Here is a 13021-nt window from a genome sequence, read left to right as displayed (position 1 = left end):
CCCCTCAGGGGGTCTGGAACACCATGTACACATCCGCCCGCTCGTAGTGCGAGCCCGGGCGGATGGCGTGTTGGCGGACGAAACCCGCGCGCTCGTACATCCCGAGTGCCCGGCCGAGGCGGCTGTTGGATTCGAGGAACAGACGCGTGCCGCCCCGCTCGCGGAACGCCGCGATCGCAGCATCCAGCAGCAGGCGCCCGGCACCGAGGCCGCGGAAGTTCTCGTCCACACCCATCTTCGACAGCTCGTACACGCCCTCGCCTTCGTGCAGCAGCGCGCAGGTGCCGATGACCTCGCCCGCGTAGAGCGCGAAGAAAATGGCCCCACCCGGCTGGATCACCAGGCGTTCGGGCTCGGCGAACAGCTCGCGATCCACGTCTTCCACGCGGAAGTGCCGCTCCAGCCACTGCTGGTTGAGCCGGCGGAAGTGATCGGCGTAAGCCATATCCCACGGCACCACCTGCACGCCTTCACGCGACAGCGCGGCACGCTGCTCGATGACGGCGGCAACCAGCGGTTTGGCTTCAAGGGCCTGCTCGCAGCCATCGATGGCGTCGAGCAGATCAAGCATGCGCGGGCCCATGGATTCCGCCATGCCACGGCGTAGCGCCAGCCACACCGGGCCGAGGGCGCCCAGCGCCCGCTCGCCCGCATCGGTGAGCGCCAGCACGCTGCGCCGGCCATCAGCCGGGTCACGTTGGCGAACCACCATCCCGGCCTCCACGAGGCGGTCGGCCAGCTGGCTGACCGCGGAGTGCGTCTGCCCGATGGCGGTAGCCACTTCGGTGACCGTCGTGGGGCCCACGTCGCGCAGGAAGCGCATGACCGGGAACCAGCGCGATTCGATGCCCGCCCCACTCGCGCGGTAAACCTCGTCCACCGCCTGGTAGAAGTAGTCGCTCAGCGCTTTGAGGCGGCTGCCAATGGCGAGCTCACGCAGGGAAGACAGGTACATCGGACATCCATGAAGGGGGACGGGGTGCAGAAAGTGAGGCTAGCGTTCGCGGGCCGGGGCGTGCAAGCGACATTGCAGCATGTGGAACATTGAGGGGAGCGCGCGCAAGCGCGCCCCTACAAGGGCAAGGCAGGTTTCGTGTGGGTGCGCATTTGCGCGATCCCGGTTACCTCAGTACCAGCCGAGGACCTCGAGCTTCTCACCCAAAGGCTTACGCATCTTTTTCAGCGTCTTCGGGCTTGGGTTGACGAGCTTCGCCGCTTCGGCCGCCTTCAGCATGGCGAGGTCCGAGGTGGAATCCCCGTAGGCCACCGCCCAGGGCCGCGGGATACCCGCGCGCTCGACGGCCTTCACCTTCATGCCGTCGACGTTGTGCTGGGTGAAGTGCACGCCGAACAACCCGCCGCGCACCTTCGAAGCCAGAAGCTCGGCGCCCTGGAGGTTCACCTCATCAAGAATGGTCTGCACGAGGGTGCCGTCGTTGCCGGTGACGATGAGCACGCGATCGCCCGCCTCGACATGCCGGCGCAGCGTCGCCACGCCATCGCGTACGAACACGCCAGGGCGGCGGGCATAAGCACGGCCGAACTCGGTGAGCAGCCGCTTGTAGGACGCCTCACTTCGCCCGAACGTCACGACGCGAAGGAAGACGCGGCCGAGGATCCGCGACCCAGCGGCACTGCCGCGCATGAACGGGACCAGCGGCAGCCAGGGCAACCCCAGCAACAGGCGCCAGCGACCGAACCCCGCGAGGCGTTCGCGGAAGAACAGCTCCAGCGTCTGGTGGCGCACGATCACGCCATCGAAATCGAACAACACGACGCGTCGTGCGTCGGCGGAGGTGGCAGCCACCTCCGGCTCATGCCCCTGTTCCATGTCTTGCTCAGTGTTTGTGCGGGTGGGTCGGTGCGTGGACGCCGAACAACTTCTGCAGCTCAGCGCCCGGATCGGCAGCGCGCATGAACGCCTCGCCGACAAGGAAGGTATGGATACCCTTCTCGCGCAGCGTACGCACATCCTCCGGCGTGTGGATGCCCGACTCCGCGACGATCGCGGTATCCGGGCCCACGCGATCCTTCAGCTTCAGCGACGTGCCGAGCGAGGTTTCGAAGGTGCGCAGGTTGCGGTTGTTCACGCCGATCAGGGGCGCCGGCATACCGAGTGCAATCTCGAGTTCTTCTTCGTTATGCACTTCCACCAGCACGTCGAGATCGAGCTCGGCGGCGAGAAGCGAAAGCTCGGTGAGGCGGCTCTCGTCGTAGATGATGTCGCCGTCGCTTTCCTTGGAACCGAACGCCGACACGATGAGCAGGATGCAATCGGCGCCGATCACACGGGCTTCGTACACCTGGTACTCATCGATGATGAAATCCTTGCGCAGGATCGGCAGGTTGCATGCTTCGCGGGCCTGGCGGAGGTAATCCTCGTGGCCCTGGAAGAAATCAGCGTCGGTGAGTACGGAGAGGCACGTGGCGCCGCCGGCTTCGTAGCTGCGGGCGATGGCGGCCGGATCGAAATCGGGACGGATAAGCCCCTTCGACGGACTGGCCTTCTTCACCTCGGCGATAACTGCAGGCTTGTTCTCGTACAGGCGCGCATCGATCGCGGCGACGAAGCCGCGGGTTTCCCCGAGATCGGCGATCTGCGCGGCAAGGTCGTCCATCGTGCGCTTGCGGCTGCGCTCGGCGATCTCTTCTACCTTGCGGTCGAGGATACGGTGGAGGATGTCGGGCATCGGTGTCGCTTCCTAGGGTAAGGCCGGGGGTGGGGTAACCCGACGATATCAGGCGCCGAGCCGCTGCGTCGCGGCCACGAACGTGTCGATTTTGGCACGAGCCGCGCCACTTGCGATGGTCGCCCGCGCCAGATCGATACCCGCCTGGATGCTGGGCGCCACATCGGCCGTGTACAGGGCCGCGCCCGCGTTCAGGCAGACAATGTCATGGGCCACGCCCGGCACGCCGGAAATGGCATCCAGCAGCATGGCCTTCGATTCTTCCACGTTCTCGACGCGCAGGTTACGGCTGGAGGCCATGGAAAGGCCAAAATCCTCCGGCTCGATCTCGTATTCGGTGACCTTGCCGTTACGCAGCTCGCCCACGAGCGTGGCTGCGCCAAGGGAAATCTCGTCCATCCCATCGCGACCCCAGACCACCATGGCGTGGTTCGCGCCCAGCGCCTGGAGTACACGCACCTGGATACCCACCAAATCCGGATGGAACACACCCATGAGAATGTTCTGGGCACCAGCCGGATTGGTCAGCGGGCCGAGGATGTTGAAGATGGTACGGACGCCCATTTCGCGGCGCACCGGCGAGACCACCTTCATGGCCGGGTGGTGGTTCGGCGCGAACATGAAGCCGATATCGACTTCGTCCATGCACACGGCCACCTGGGCCGGGAGCAGCTCGATCCGGGCGCCCAGCGCCTCAAGCACATCGGCGCTGCCGGATTTGGAGGACACGCTGCGGCCACCGTGCTTGGCGACACGCGCACCAGCGGCCGCGGCCACGAACATCGATGCCGTGGAAATATTGAATGACGACGCACCGTCACCGCCGGTCCCGACGATATCGACGAAATGCGGGTGCGGGCTCGCCTCCACCTTCGCCGACAGGTCGCGCATGACGCGCGCCGCGCCTGTGATCTCGCCGACCGTTTCCTTCTTCACCCGCAGGCCGGTAAGGATCGCAGCGGTCATGAGCGGGCTGACATCGCCGCGCATGATCTGGTGCATCAGCTCGATCATCTCGTCATGGAAGATCTCGCGGTGTTCGATGGTGCGCTGAAGCGCCTCGGAGGGGGTAATCGGCATGGAACGTCCCGGGCGGTGGATCAGGCGGCAGGCGGCAACGGCATGCCAAGGAAGTTACGCAGCAAGTCGTGGCCATGCTGGGTGAGGATGGATTCCGGATGGAACTGCACGCCTTCGATATCGAGCGTGCGGTGACGCAGGCCCATGATCTCGTCGATGGAGCCATCCTCGCGCTCGGTCCACGCGGTGACTTCCAGGCAATCCGGCACCGAATCCTTTTCGACCACCAGCGAGTGGTAGCGGGTGGCTTCGAACGGGTTGGGCAGGCCGGCGAAGACGCCCTTGCCCAGGTGCTTCACCGGCGAGGTCTTGCCGTGCATGATCTCGCGCGCCCGGATGACCTTGCCGCCGAATACCTGGCCGATGGCCTGGTGACCGAGGCAAACGCCGAAGATGGGCAGCTCGCCAGCCAGTTCCTTGAGGATGTCGATGGAGACGCCCGAATCATCGGGCGTGCCCGGCCCCGGGGAAATCATGATCCGCGAAGGCTTCAGCGCGCGGATATCCGCCACGGTCAGCGCATCGTTGCGGACCACCTTCACTTCCTGCCCCAGCTCGCCGAGGTACTGCACGAGGTTGAAGGTGAACGAGTCGTAGTTATCGATCATCAGGAGCATGGGCGGCCTAAATCGTTGGATTGGCGTGGGTGCCTTGCGGGCGCCCCTCGGGTTGCGCCATGAAGGGGAAGCGCGGCCCGGGGGTAGTTGGCCATTGTATGCCAAGGGTGCGGCCGGGGTTCACGCCTGCGGCACCGGGCGCGCATGGGCCTGCAGGCAGGCGGCCAGGGCGTCGAAGACCACCTTGTGGCGGCGGCTGGTGCGGAGATCGCCATGCATGGCGATCCACGTTTCCAGGGGGAAGCCGATGTGGGGCAGCACGCGCTTGAGGCGCGCGTCACGGCGGGCCAGGGCCACCTGGCAGCCGCCGATACCCGCACCGGCGCGGATGAGTGCCATCTGGACCAGATCGCTATCCGAGCGGAACGCGAATGCCTCGCGGCGCCAGCGGGGCCAGGCCTTGCTGGCTTCGCGGAGGAACGGGGTTTCGTGGTCGTAGCCGATCAGGGCGTGGTCGGCGAGGTCGTCGTCGCGCATCGGCGTGCCGGCGCGGGCCAGATAGTCCTCGTGGGCGAACAGGCCGATATCCACGCTGCCGACATGGCGTGCCACCAGAACGTCCTGCTTGGGCGGGGCCATCCGCACCGCGATATCCACCTCGCGCTGGAGCAGATCCTGGACGGCGTTGGTCGCCACCATTTCGATGCGCAGGGCTGGATAGTGCTTGCGTAGTTCGGCAATGGCGGGCGGCAGCACCTCCATGCTGACCACTTCGCTCGCAGAGACGCGAACGGTCCCGCTTACCTCACCCTCGCGGTAGCCGGTGCCGGCGCGCTCGAGCGCGGCCGCTACCCGCTCCATCGCTTCGGCGTGGCCGTGCAACACGAGAGCCGCATCGGTTGGCTTCAGCCCTGTCTGCGTTCGCGTGAACAGGCGTTGGCCAAACGCGACTTCAAGCTGGTCGACGTGCCGGCCCACGGTGGGCTGGGTAATCCCGAGGCGCCGGGCCGCGCCCGACAGCGAGCCCTCGCGGGAGACCGCGAGGAAGGTTCGGTAGAGCTCCCAGCTGAGGTCGGTAGCCATACGTAAATGTATAGCTGATGGGCTGTGATCGCCAATTCCTTTGCATCGAGGTGGCCTCGACACTGTGTTCCACCCTGAAGCCGGAACCGCACCCATGAGCCTCGATGAAGAAACCCGCGCGAAGACCGCCCTCGTCCTTGGCGCCACCGGTGGTATCGGTGGTGAGGTCACCCGCCAGTTGCTCGCTTCTGGCTGGACGGTACGCGCGCTCACCCGCCGCCCGCCCGCCGAGGCCGCGCAAGCGGCGGGCGCCGAAGGCATCCACTGGATCGCCGGCGATGCCATGCACGCAAGCGATGTGGCCGCAGCTGCCGAAGGCTGCGCGGTCATCGTCCATGCCGTGAACCCGCCCGGCTACCGGAACTGGGCAGGCACGGTGCTACCTATGCTCGACAACACCATTGCCGCCGCGATCGCCCAGCGCGCGACCGTCGTGCTGCCGGGTACCGTCTACAACTTCGGACCGGACGCCTTCCCGGTTTTGCACGAGGACTCGCCCCAGAACCCCGTCACCCGCAAAGGCGCCATCCGTGCCGAACTGGAAAAGCGCCTGCGCGACGCCACGATGCGCGGCGCCCGCGCCATCGTCGTCAGGGCCGGCGACTTCTTCGGCCCGCGCGCTGGTAGCAGTTGGTTCTCGCAGGGCCTCGTCGTACCAGGCAAACCGGTGACCACGATACGTACGCCTTCAAGCCGCGGCGTCGGCCACCAATGGGCGTACCTCCCGGACGTGGCGCGCACCATGCTCGCCCTGCTCGAGCGCCGGGATACCCTCCCCGCCTTCTGCAGCGTCAACATGGCCGGCCACTGGGACGAGGACGGTACTGAGATGGTCAACGCTATCCAGCGCGTCGCCGCGCGGCACGGCCAGCAGGCCGCCATCAAACCGTTTCCCTGGTGGGCGATGCCGCTGATCGCGCCGTTCCAGCCGACGATCAAGGAACTGCTGGAGATGCGTTACCTGTGGAAGACGCCGGTGCGGATGTCGAATGAAGTGCTGGTACGCACGCTCGGGACCGAGCCACACACCCCGCTGGATGAAGCCGTCGAGCACACGCTGGCTGGATTGGGTTGCCTCCCGACGCACGTTGCGCGGAAATAGTACGGTCGGGGCTCACACCCCTTTCGCGACACAGCCGACAGGATGCCCGCCATGCGCAACCTCGACTTCAGCTCCTGGCAGACCCTGCTCTCCACCTTCCTGGGGCTGGCGCTCATCACGCTCATCGGCGTCGGTATCCGCTTGCTGGCGATGCAGGTGGTGCAGCAGCGAAGGGAGCGGGCGAACCGGCAGATCAACGAGCGGTTGCGGACGTTGATCTCGGCGTACAAGACGCTGGGTGGTTCGTTCACCGGCAACCTGGCGGTGGATCCGACGCATTTGCGGCAGTTGCGTGAGCAGGGCGAAGCCGATCCTGCCGCGGCGCTTTTGCTCGCGGCGGCTACCGGTAACGACCGCGCGCGACGGGTGCGGGATGCCGTGGAGGCCGCGCTTTCTGACATCGTGCTGCTTGGCACGGAGAAGCAGGTGGAGCTGGCGGCGCACGCCGCGAACGAATTGGTGGCGGGGCGCACGGTGCACACCGACGAGCTGGTGGTATCGCTGCGCGACTTCATCCGCGAGGTGCTCGACCTCGATCCCATTCCGCGTAGTGTCGCTATTCCTAAGCAGGGCCCGGCTCGCGTCTCGGCTCAGGGCGGCAAGGGTGGCGGAAATAAGGGCGACGGCGGTGGTGCTGGCGGTGGTGGAGGCGGCAAAGGGGCCGGCGGTGGCGGCGGTGGTATGGGCGGCGGCTTCGGCGGCGGCATGGCCGCTGGGGCCGGCATCGGCATCGGTGGTGGGCTCGCCACGGATGACGACACCCACCACACCTGACGATCGACCCTGTAGGAGCGCGCAAGCGCGCTCCTACAACAGCTTTAGCCGATCTTTGCGAGGAGCTCTTCGGTCGTCGTGGTTTCACCCAGACGCGGGAAGATGTTCTTCAGGCTGTTTTCGTGTGCGTCTGCCTTGAGGTCGGCCATGGCGTCGGTGACGAGCACCACGTTGTAGCCGAGCTCGCTGGCGAAACGCGCGGTGGATTCGCAGCCGATGCTGGTGGCGATACCCAGGATCACCACCTGCTCCACGTTGACGCTACGCAGCCAACGGTCGAGGTCGGTGGTCTGGAACGCACCCCAACGCTTCTTCGTCACCACGTGGTCAGTCTCCGCACGCTCCAGGCGCGGGTCGAATTCCTTGAACGACGCATCGTGCGGCACCTGAGCCACACCGGTATCGGTACGGCCCGGGGCGCCGGCATCGACGTTCACCAGCACCACGTGGCGGCCGCTCTGGCGGAACGCACGGGCGATCTTCGCAGCCTTCTCCACCACGGGATCGGCAGCCGACGCGAGCGGGAGGTTGATGATGCCGTGCTGCAGATCGATCACGATCAGCGCGGCGTTCGCATCGAGTTGGGTAAGTGCCATGGGAAAGCTCCTTCAGGAGTGGGGTTTGGAAACATCATCCGCACGCGGCAGCGTGCGATCGAAAAGCGTGGCGACGAGCAGCAGGCCGGACATCACGGCCATGCCGATCGCCAGCGAATGCAGGCTCTGGTCCGTGGGGCGATGGCCGTAGCACACGCCGATCACGACGGTGGCAGCCATGGCACCAATGTACGAAAAGGTGCGTTGCAGGCCCGACGCTGCGCCGAGCTGCTCGGCTGGCGCCTGCATGTAGACGGCAGCCTGTGTCGTAACCGATACGAGACCCTGTGGAATACCAAACAGCGCGACGGCGGCCGCCATCAGCCACAACGGCGAGGCCGAGTGAATGCAGAGCAAAGCCACGGCGCCGACGATTGAGCAGCTGAAGGCGAAAAGGAACGGCCCACGCAGGCCTCGCGTACGCGCACCAAGCATCGACGACACGCCTGCAAGCAGCGAAAGCGGCACGGTCGCTATACCGGCCTGCGCGGCCGAATAGCCACCAGCGCCCTCCACCCATTGGGCGAACCCGTAGAAGATGCAGTAGACGACAGTAAATGCGATGGCCGCGCGCAAGTAAGTCACGCTCAGCGGCATGTTCTTCGCAAGCATGCGCAGATCAATGAAGGGATCCGCGCGACGCAACGAGTGCCACACCATCAATGCGCCGAGAACCGCAGCGATCGGCAACGCTATCCATTGCGGATGCTCGATATCCAGCAGGAACACCATCACCGACAGCAAGGCGCCGGAAAAAAGCGCGATACCCGGCAGATCGAGTTCTTGCCAAAGCGAACGACGCACACGGCGCGGCGGGTCCCTTGGAATCCACGCAAGCACGAGTACCAGTGTGATCAGCGCCAGCGGGACGTTCACCGTAAAGATTGCATGCCAGCCGAACATCCCCGTCAGCACGCCGCCGAGCACCGGACCCACGGCGGCCGTTGCCACGCCCATCAGCGAAAGCAGGCCCATTGCCGTGCGAGGCGGCGGGCTGCCTGTGGCATCCGCGCGCTCGCGAAACAAGCGCATCGCAGAGGGATAGGCGCCCGAGGTGCCGATACCCAGCAGCACGCGAACCACCACCAGCCAACCCAGCGAAGGCGCCACGCGGCCAGCGAGCCCCGCGATCATCACCATGACCAACGAAGCCACGTAGACACGGCGCGCACCAAGCAGATCGGCAAGACGTCCCAACGTCGGCTGGGCCACCGCGCAACACAGGTACAACGCAGCGATCAGCCAGCCCGTCTGCGCCACGCCGGCATGGAACTCCGTCGCGATCGGCACCAGCGCGGTGGCGATCATCGTCGAGTTAATCGGGTTGAGGCAGGAACCTAGCGCAATGGGCAGGAGGAAACGAAACCCGAACGGCTTGGCAGCCGCGGCATGATCTTCGGGGTTACCGCTCACGGTGCGTCCTGTGTGCTCACTTCCGCCAGGTTGCGAATGACACGCGCCGCAACCGCGAGGTCATCGCGATCATGCGAAGAGAGCCGCGAGATCGCCTCCGCCAGCCAGGCGTGCTTCGCCTCTTTCACGCGACGCCGCGCTTCCATGCCGTCGGCCGTCAGGCCGTAAAGAAACTGCCGCCCATCGGACGGGTGTGGCTCACGCGCAAGCAACCCATCCTGCTCCATGGTCGCGAGCGTGACGCCCATCGACTGCGGCTTCACCGCCTCGGCCCGGGCCAGATCAGCCGTGGACATCGGCCCACTCATCTCCAGCCGGCCAAGCACGGCCGCCTGCGACCAGGTCAGGCCGAGATTGTTGGATTCCGCACGCACGCGGCGTACGAGCAGGCCGCAGGCCGTGAGGAGATCACTGGCGGCGACGTCTACGGGCGACGGGGTGTGCTTGGGCATGAACCCAATTTAGGGACCGCCCGTGACGATTACAAGGCAAACTTCCAAGTTTGGCTTCGAAAGTTCCTGCGCTTGCACGAACGTTTTCAAGCGCACCTATCGCCCGCCAGTAAAAGTCCGCCTTGACGGTGCGCTACTCGCCTTGGGCTCCCTGGCCCTGCGGCCCGGCAGATTCCGCACGAAAAATATGGAAGGCGACACCGACAGCCGTGAGTCCGAGGAGCAATCCGATGACTGAACCCGTCGCTGACAAGCTGTTCCCGTGCTTTCCAAACACCGCAGCGACCAGTCCCGACGTCGCGCCGAGCCCTCCGAGCCAAGCCAGGTACATTTTTCGATGACCTGGATTGATCGTAGTCACCGTAATACCAACCGACATGGCGACCACGACCAGTACCTGCCAGAAGGCCGGGTACAGCATGCAGGCCACCAGACCTGCCAGCGATGAATTCGCCGAGTAGAAAACCATCAGGTTGCGATGCATTGAGTCCTCTGTCGGCTATCTGGCGAAAAGACTATCGAACATGCCGCGGATTTGGCTTGCCAGGGGCTGTGACATCGCTATACCCGTATCGTCGAGCCCCGAGCCCAGAATGGGAAGGGTGATGGATGCCTCGTCGAGCACCTGGGCGGCCATCGTGCGCAGAGTTTCCTTCAGCGCCTCGTCGGCATGCGTCGCACGGGGCGACGCGTTCAGTACCGCCACCGGTTTTCCAGCGAACGGCTCAAAGCCGACCAGCCAATCCAGAGCATTCTTGATCGTCCCGGTTACGCCATGCGCATACTCGGGGCTCGCGATGATAAGCACGTCGCAAGCATCGACCCTCGCATGGAAATGGCGCACGACCGGCGGCGCGTCCATTTCGATATCGGGATTGAACAAAGGTAGCTCACCCATCCGCTCGAAGATGTCTATCTCCCAACCATCCGGTGCCAGCATACGGATCGCGCGCAGCAAGGCGGCATTGTACGAGTCGCGGCGAAGGCTACCGCAGAGTGCGAAGCAGCGCATCGCATGTCTCAAAAAAGGGGAAGGCGTCACTATAACCGATCTATTTGTAGTGCTTTTCGCTGGTTACCTCGAAGCTCGTGCCGTCAACATGGTAGAGAGCGCCGCCCCCGTTCAGCAGCGCGCCCTCATAAGGCACTGGCTGAAATTCGACCACATAGCCATCGCGATCAGATTTAATCTTTACTTTGTAATTGTTGATATCCGACAGGAATCTTCCCAGGTCGCCATCAGGTCTTAGCCTCCCAATGAAGTAGGAAAACTTCTCGCATGCCACATACCCCGCCTTGATGTCGCCTGCTCGCAGACTTTCCTCTTGCGCCACGACACCTTGTGGAAGCGCCGCGGACGTCACAAGAAGCGTGGAAATAGCTATGAATGCGATACGCTTCTTAAAAATAGTCATTCCCACCCCTCTTAAGACCAGACGACTCCACGCCGACGATTGATCCCTACCATCACAGTGACGAACAGAAATCCGCCACGAAGCCATGGTAATCGGCTCGATTTCAACGACGGAACTTGTCCCCCACCTTGGATTCAATGAACCGGGCAACCATACGCCGGTCACCGAAGTACCCAATATTGATCGGAAAGGCTTTTGCGCCCTTTCCGCCCCCAGAGAGACGAAAGGTCATCTGGCGATAGGAAACCTCAAGCACCTCGTCCCATCCCAACGACTGCTTCGCTAGAACTCCCCTCGATGAAATCAATACGCGCCTTTGCATCCGATCATCCGTGAGACGAATGCTCAGAACGCTTATGGACATTGAGATGAAGATCACGGTGAGGATAGACATGGAAGATGCAACGATCGATCCGAGATATTGCTGCTCCCCGGTCGCATACCAAGCCATACGACTCATCCAGGCCGTCGCGGCCACGACAGCGAGCGTTACCACGATCGTCGTCACGCGTCCGACGAAGCTAGCCTTTAGGGTCTGATTGTTCACCGCGCCTCTCTCTATTCGAACAGCCGAAATGATCGTCGGATTACGGCTCTGCAATGCACTCGCCGCCCGCTACCACGCCATCCTCACGGTGCCAATTTGAGCCAGAGCGAAGCGAAGCGCCCATCGCAAGTCAGCTCGAAGATCAGGCCCGGGAAAATCATCACCGCCGCGGAAGGGGAAAGATCTCCCTTCACCTGAACCCAACCCAGGCTGCGGTCGACGTATACGGGAAAGTTCTTCCCCTGGTTAAGGCGGACTGATACACCGCGCTCAAAGGGTCTATCACTGCTCACGACCAGTGACGCCCCCTCAGCAGCGGGCGGCGTCAGGTCGCGATCTATCCAGCGCGTATGCGGACACACCCCCCATACCCCTACAACGCAGTTCGAAGCATTCATCTCCACATTCAGGTCGTTTATCAAGACCGATGTGAATCCTTCAGACAGCAGCGTATCGAATGAATATTCGTCATAGCGATACACAAGACCTCGCCCAAGAACAGGATCGGCGGTGGGCCCGACCTTGAAGAAAATCATCGTCAATTCCGGCGTCGGATTGCCAGGCAGAGCGGCGATTAAAGCCTACGGATCTTAGTCTTAAGAAGACTGGCGGCATCATCGATATGACTCAGATATCCAGAGATGCTGACCTTACCCGTCGTGGTCTTGATGACGAGCATCCGGTTGCCGCGGCCGACGTCGGTCATGTCGGCAGAGACGATGTCCTTGTAGAAGAGGCTGGTCATCTTAAGCGTCCCGTAGGTCAAGCGATCATCCCAGAAGGTCAGGACGTATCTGTCGGTGTACACGTAAGTTCCTACGCCAACGATCGAAATGCCTATCGAGAATATCCAATCCGCCAACTCCATATGGACGTGTGGCCACATGATCAAGACCTTGGCTTGCGCAAGAACGAGCAAACTGATCGAGAGGCAGATCCCTAATACTTTGGAAAACCGAAACGCCGGGTGATCTCCCGTAGGCATCTTGCCGGATCTGGAAGCCATGCTCTGGATAAGCAAACACGTCAACGACACCAGAACGGGTAAAGCAAACGCTCGCAACATTTGACGCTCCCCCCAGAACCCGGATTACACCGGTTCGCCATTCGGCGCTCGCGGCTGCCGGTTACGAATGCTACCGCGACCCTCGCCGGATATATATCTCCGCATCTACGGGGCCGGCTGACCACGCAGGCATGACTACTATTCCTATAGTTGACATGCATGCCAAGGCCACCTATATCTACTACACATCTAGTAGATAACTGCCTGCAGGGGTTGCCCCCACGCGGCACAACAAGGGAGCAGACG

17 protein-coding genes are annotated in these 13021 nt (G+C 63.4%); 2 read left to right on the top strand and 15 right to left on the bottom strand.

Annotated elements, in window-relative coordinates; genetic code table 11:
- Positions 1-4: 4 nt before the first annotated feature.
- The 6 genes from L2Y96_RS02745 to L2Y96_RS02720 form a co-directional block, all read right to left on the bottom strand.
- Positions 5-955, bottom strand: coding sequence for a bifunctional helix-turn-helix transcriptional regulator/GNAT family N-acetyltransferase (locus tag L2Y96_RS02745; RefSeq protein WP_247331806.1), 951 nt, complete (start codon positions 953-955; stop codon positions 5-7).
- A 171-nt stretch (positions 956-1126) separates the two neighbouring features.
- Complete coding sequence (locus L2Y96_RS02740) at positions 1127-1831, bottom strand: haloacid dehalogenase-like hydrolase (protein ID WP_247331804.1); 705 nt, start codon at positions 1829-1831, stop codon at positions 1127-1129.
- A gap of 7 nt (positions 1832-1838) precedes the next feature.
- Positions 1839-2690 carry an indole-3-glycerol phosphate synthase TrpC gene (gene trpC / locus L2Y96_RS02735; protein WP_247331796.1) on the bottom strand — a complete coding sequence of 284 codons (852 nt, stop codon included), beginning with the start codon at positions 2688-2690 and terminating at the stop codon, positions 1839-1841.
- Positions 2691-2738: 48 nt separating this feature from the next.
- Positions 2739-3770: an anthranilate phosphoribosyltransferase gene (trpD, locus tag L2Y96_RS02730; RefSeq protein ID WP_247331795.1), complete on the bottom strand. Its 1032-nt coding sequence runs from the start codon at positions 3768-3770 to the stop codon at positions 2739-2741.
- A 20-nt stretch (positions 3771-3790) separates the two neighbouring features.
- A complete protein-coding gene (locus L2Y96_RS02725) occupies positions 3791-4387 on the bottom strand; it encodes an anthranilate synthase component II (RefSeq protein ID WP_247331794.1) in 597 nt (198 codons plus the stop codon).
- Between the two features lie 120 nt (positions 4388-4507).
- Positions 4508-5410, bottom strand: coding sequence for a LysR family transcriptional regulator (locus tag L2Y96_RS02720; protein ID WP_247331793.1), 903 nt, complete (start codon positions 5408-5410; stop codon positions 4508-4510).
- 94 nt (positions 5411-5504) lie between these two features.
- Between L2Y96_RS02720 and L2Y96_RS02715 the strand changes: the two genes are divergently transcribed.
- A complete protein-coding gene (locus L2Y96_RS02715; protein ID WP_247331791.1) occupies positions 5505-6512 on the top strand; it encodes an SDR family NAD(P)-dependent oxidoreductase in 1008 nt (335 codons plus the stop codon).
- 51 nt (positions 6513-6563) lie between these two features.
- Positions 6564-7286, top strand: a complete 723-nt coding sequence (locus tag L2Y96_RS02710; RefSeq protein ID WP_247331790.1) for a hypothetical protein — start codon at positions 6564-6566, stop codon at positions 7284-7286.
- Positions 7287-7330: 44 nt separating this feature from the next.
- Here the strand turns inward: L2Y96_RS02710 and L2Y96_RS02705 are convergent, their stop codons facing one another.
- The 9 genes from L2Y96_RS02705 to L2Y96_RS02665 form a co-directional block, all read right to left on the bottom strand.
- Positions 7331-7882 carry an isochorismatase family protein gene (locus L2Y96_RS02705; RefSeq protein WP_247331789.1) on the bottom strand — a complete coding sequence of 184 codons (552 nt, stop codon included), beginning with the start codon at positions 7880-7882 and terminating at the stop codon, positions 7331-7333.
- 12 nt (positions 7883-7894) lie between these two features.
- Positions 7895-9295: an MFS transporter gene (locus L2Y96_RS02700; RefSeq protein WP_247331788.1), complete on the bottom strand. Its 1401-nt coding sequence runs from the start codon at positions 9293-9295 to the stop codon at positions 7895-7897.
- Positions 9292-9747, bottom strand: coding sequence for a MarR family winged helix-turn-helix transcriptional regulator (locus tag L2Y96_RS02695; protein ID WP_247331786.1), 456 nt, complete (start codon positions 9745-9747; stop codon positions 9292-9294). Before L2Y96_RS02695 ends, L2Y96_RS02700 begins: the two co-directional genes overlap by 4 nt.
- Before the next feature lie 133 nt (positions 9748-9880).
- Entirely contained in the window at positions 9881-10231 is a 351-nt protein-coding gene (locus L2Y96_RS02690) for a hypothetical protein (RefSeq protein ID WP_247331777.1), read from the bottom strand.
- A 15-nt stretch (positions 10232-10246) separates the two neighbouring features.
- Positions 10247-10705: an NADPH-dependent FMN reductase gene (locus L2Y96_RS02685; protein ID WP_247331775.1), complete on the bottom strand. Its 459-nt coding sequence runs from the start codon at positions 10703-10705 to the stop codon at positions 10247-10249.
- A gap of 94 nt (positions 10706-10799) precedes the next feature.
- Positions 10800-11162, bottom strand: a complete 363-nt coding sequence (locus L2Y96_RS02680; protein ID WP_247331766.1) for a hypothetical protein — start codon at positions 11160-11162, stop codon at positions 10800-10802.
- A 103-nt stretch (positions 11163-11265) separates the two neighbouring features.
- Positions 11266-11709 carry a hypothetical protein gene (locus L2Y96_RS02675; RefSeq protein WP_247331764.1) on the bottom strand — a complete coding sequence of 148 codons (444 nt, stop codon included), beginning with the start codon at positions 11707-11709 and terminating at the stop codon, positions 11266-11268.
- A gap of 83 nt (positions 11710-11792) precedes the next feature.
- The gene (locus L2Y96_RS02670) at positions 11793-12245 is read right to left on the bottom strand and encodes a hypothetical protein (protein WP_247331755.1); all 453 of its coding nucleotides are present in this window, start codon (positions 12243-12245) and stop codon (positions 11793-11795) included.
- Between the two features lie 38 nt (positions 12246-12283).
- Complete coding sequence (locus tag L2Y96_RS02665) at positions 12284-12775, bottom strand: hypothetical protein (protein ID WP_247331753.1); 492 nt, start codon at positions 12773-12775, stop codon at positions 12284-12286.
- Positions 12776-13021 lie beyond the last annotated feature (246 nt).

The organism is Luteibacter aegosomaticola, from assembly GCF_023078475.1.
GTDB classification, from domain to species: domain Bacteria; phylum Pseudomonadota; class Gammaproteobacteria; order Xanthomonadales; family Rhodanobacteraceae; genus Luteibacter; species Luteibacter aegosomaticola.
This window is presented reverse-complemented; position numbering and strand designations above follow the sequence as displayed.

What these genes read in the sequence shown, in the direction of transcription:
- L2Y96_RS02745 (WP_247331806.1), bottom strand. Translation starts at nt 955, where the DNA reads ATGTACCTGTCTTCCCTGCGTGAGCTCGCCATTGGCAGCCGCCTCAAA.
- L2Y96_RS02740 (WP_247331804.1), bottom strand. Translation starts at nt 1,831, where the DNA reads ATGGAACAGGGGCATGAGCCGGAGGTGGCTGCCACCTCCGCCGACGCA.
- trpC (WP_247331796.1), bottom strand. Translation starts at nt 2,690, where the DNA reads ATGCCCGACATCCTCCACCGTATCCTCGACCGCAAGGTAGAAGAGATC.
- trpD (WP_247331795.1), bottom strand. Translation starts at nt 3,770, where the DNA reads ATGCCGATTACCCCCTCCGAGGCGCTTCAGCGCACCATCGAACACCGC.
- L2Y96_RS02725 (WP_247331794.1), bottom strand. Translation starts at nt 4,387, where the DNA reads ATGCTCCTGATGATCGATAACTACGACTCGTTCACCTTCAACCTCGTG.
- L2Y96_RS02720 (WP_247331793.1), bottom strand. Translation starts at nt 5,410, where the DNA reads ATGGCTACCGACCTCAGCTGGGAGCTCTACCGAACCTTCCTCGCGGTC.
- L2Y96_RS02715 (WP_247331791.1), top strand. Translation starts at nt 5,505, where the DNA reads ATGAGCCTCGATGAAGAAACCCGCGCGAAGACCGCCCTCGTCCTTGGC.
- L2Y96_RS02710 (WP_247331790.1), top strand. Translation starts at nt 6,564, where the DNA reads ATGCGCAACCTCGACTTCAGCTCCTGGCAGACCCTGCTCTCCACCTTC.
- L2Y96_RS02705 (WP_247331789.1), bottom strand. Translation starts at nt 7,882, where the DNA reads ATGGCACTTACCCAACTCGATGCGAACGCCGCGCTGATCGTGATCGAT.
- L2Y96_RS02695 (WP_247331786.1), bottom strand. Translation starts at nt 9,747, where the DNA reads ATGCCCAAGCACACCCCGTCGCCCGTAGACGTCGCCGCCAGTGATCTC.
- L2Y96_RS02690 (WP_247331777.1), bottom strand. Translation starts at nt 10,231, where the DNA reads ATGCATCGCAACCTGATGGTTTTCTACTCGGCGAATTCATCGCTGGCA.
- L2Y96_RS02680 (WP_247331766.1), bottom strand. Translation starts at nt 11,162, where the DNA reads ATGACTATTTTTAAGAAGCGTATCGCATTCATAGCTATTTCCACGCTT.
- L2Y96_RS02670 (WP_247331755.1), bottom strand. Translation starts at nt 12,245, where the DNA reads ATGATTTTCTTCAAGGTCGGGCCCACCGCCGATCCTGTTCTTGGGCGA.
- L2Y96_RS02665 (WP_247331753.1), bottom strand. Translation starts at nt 12,775, where the DNA reads ATGTTGCGAGCGTTTGCTTTACCCGTTCTGGTGTCGTTGACGTGTTTG.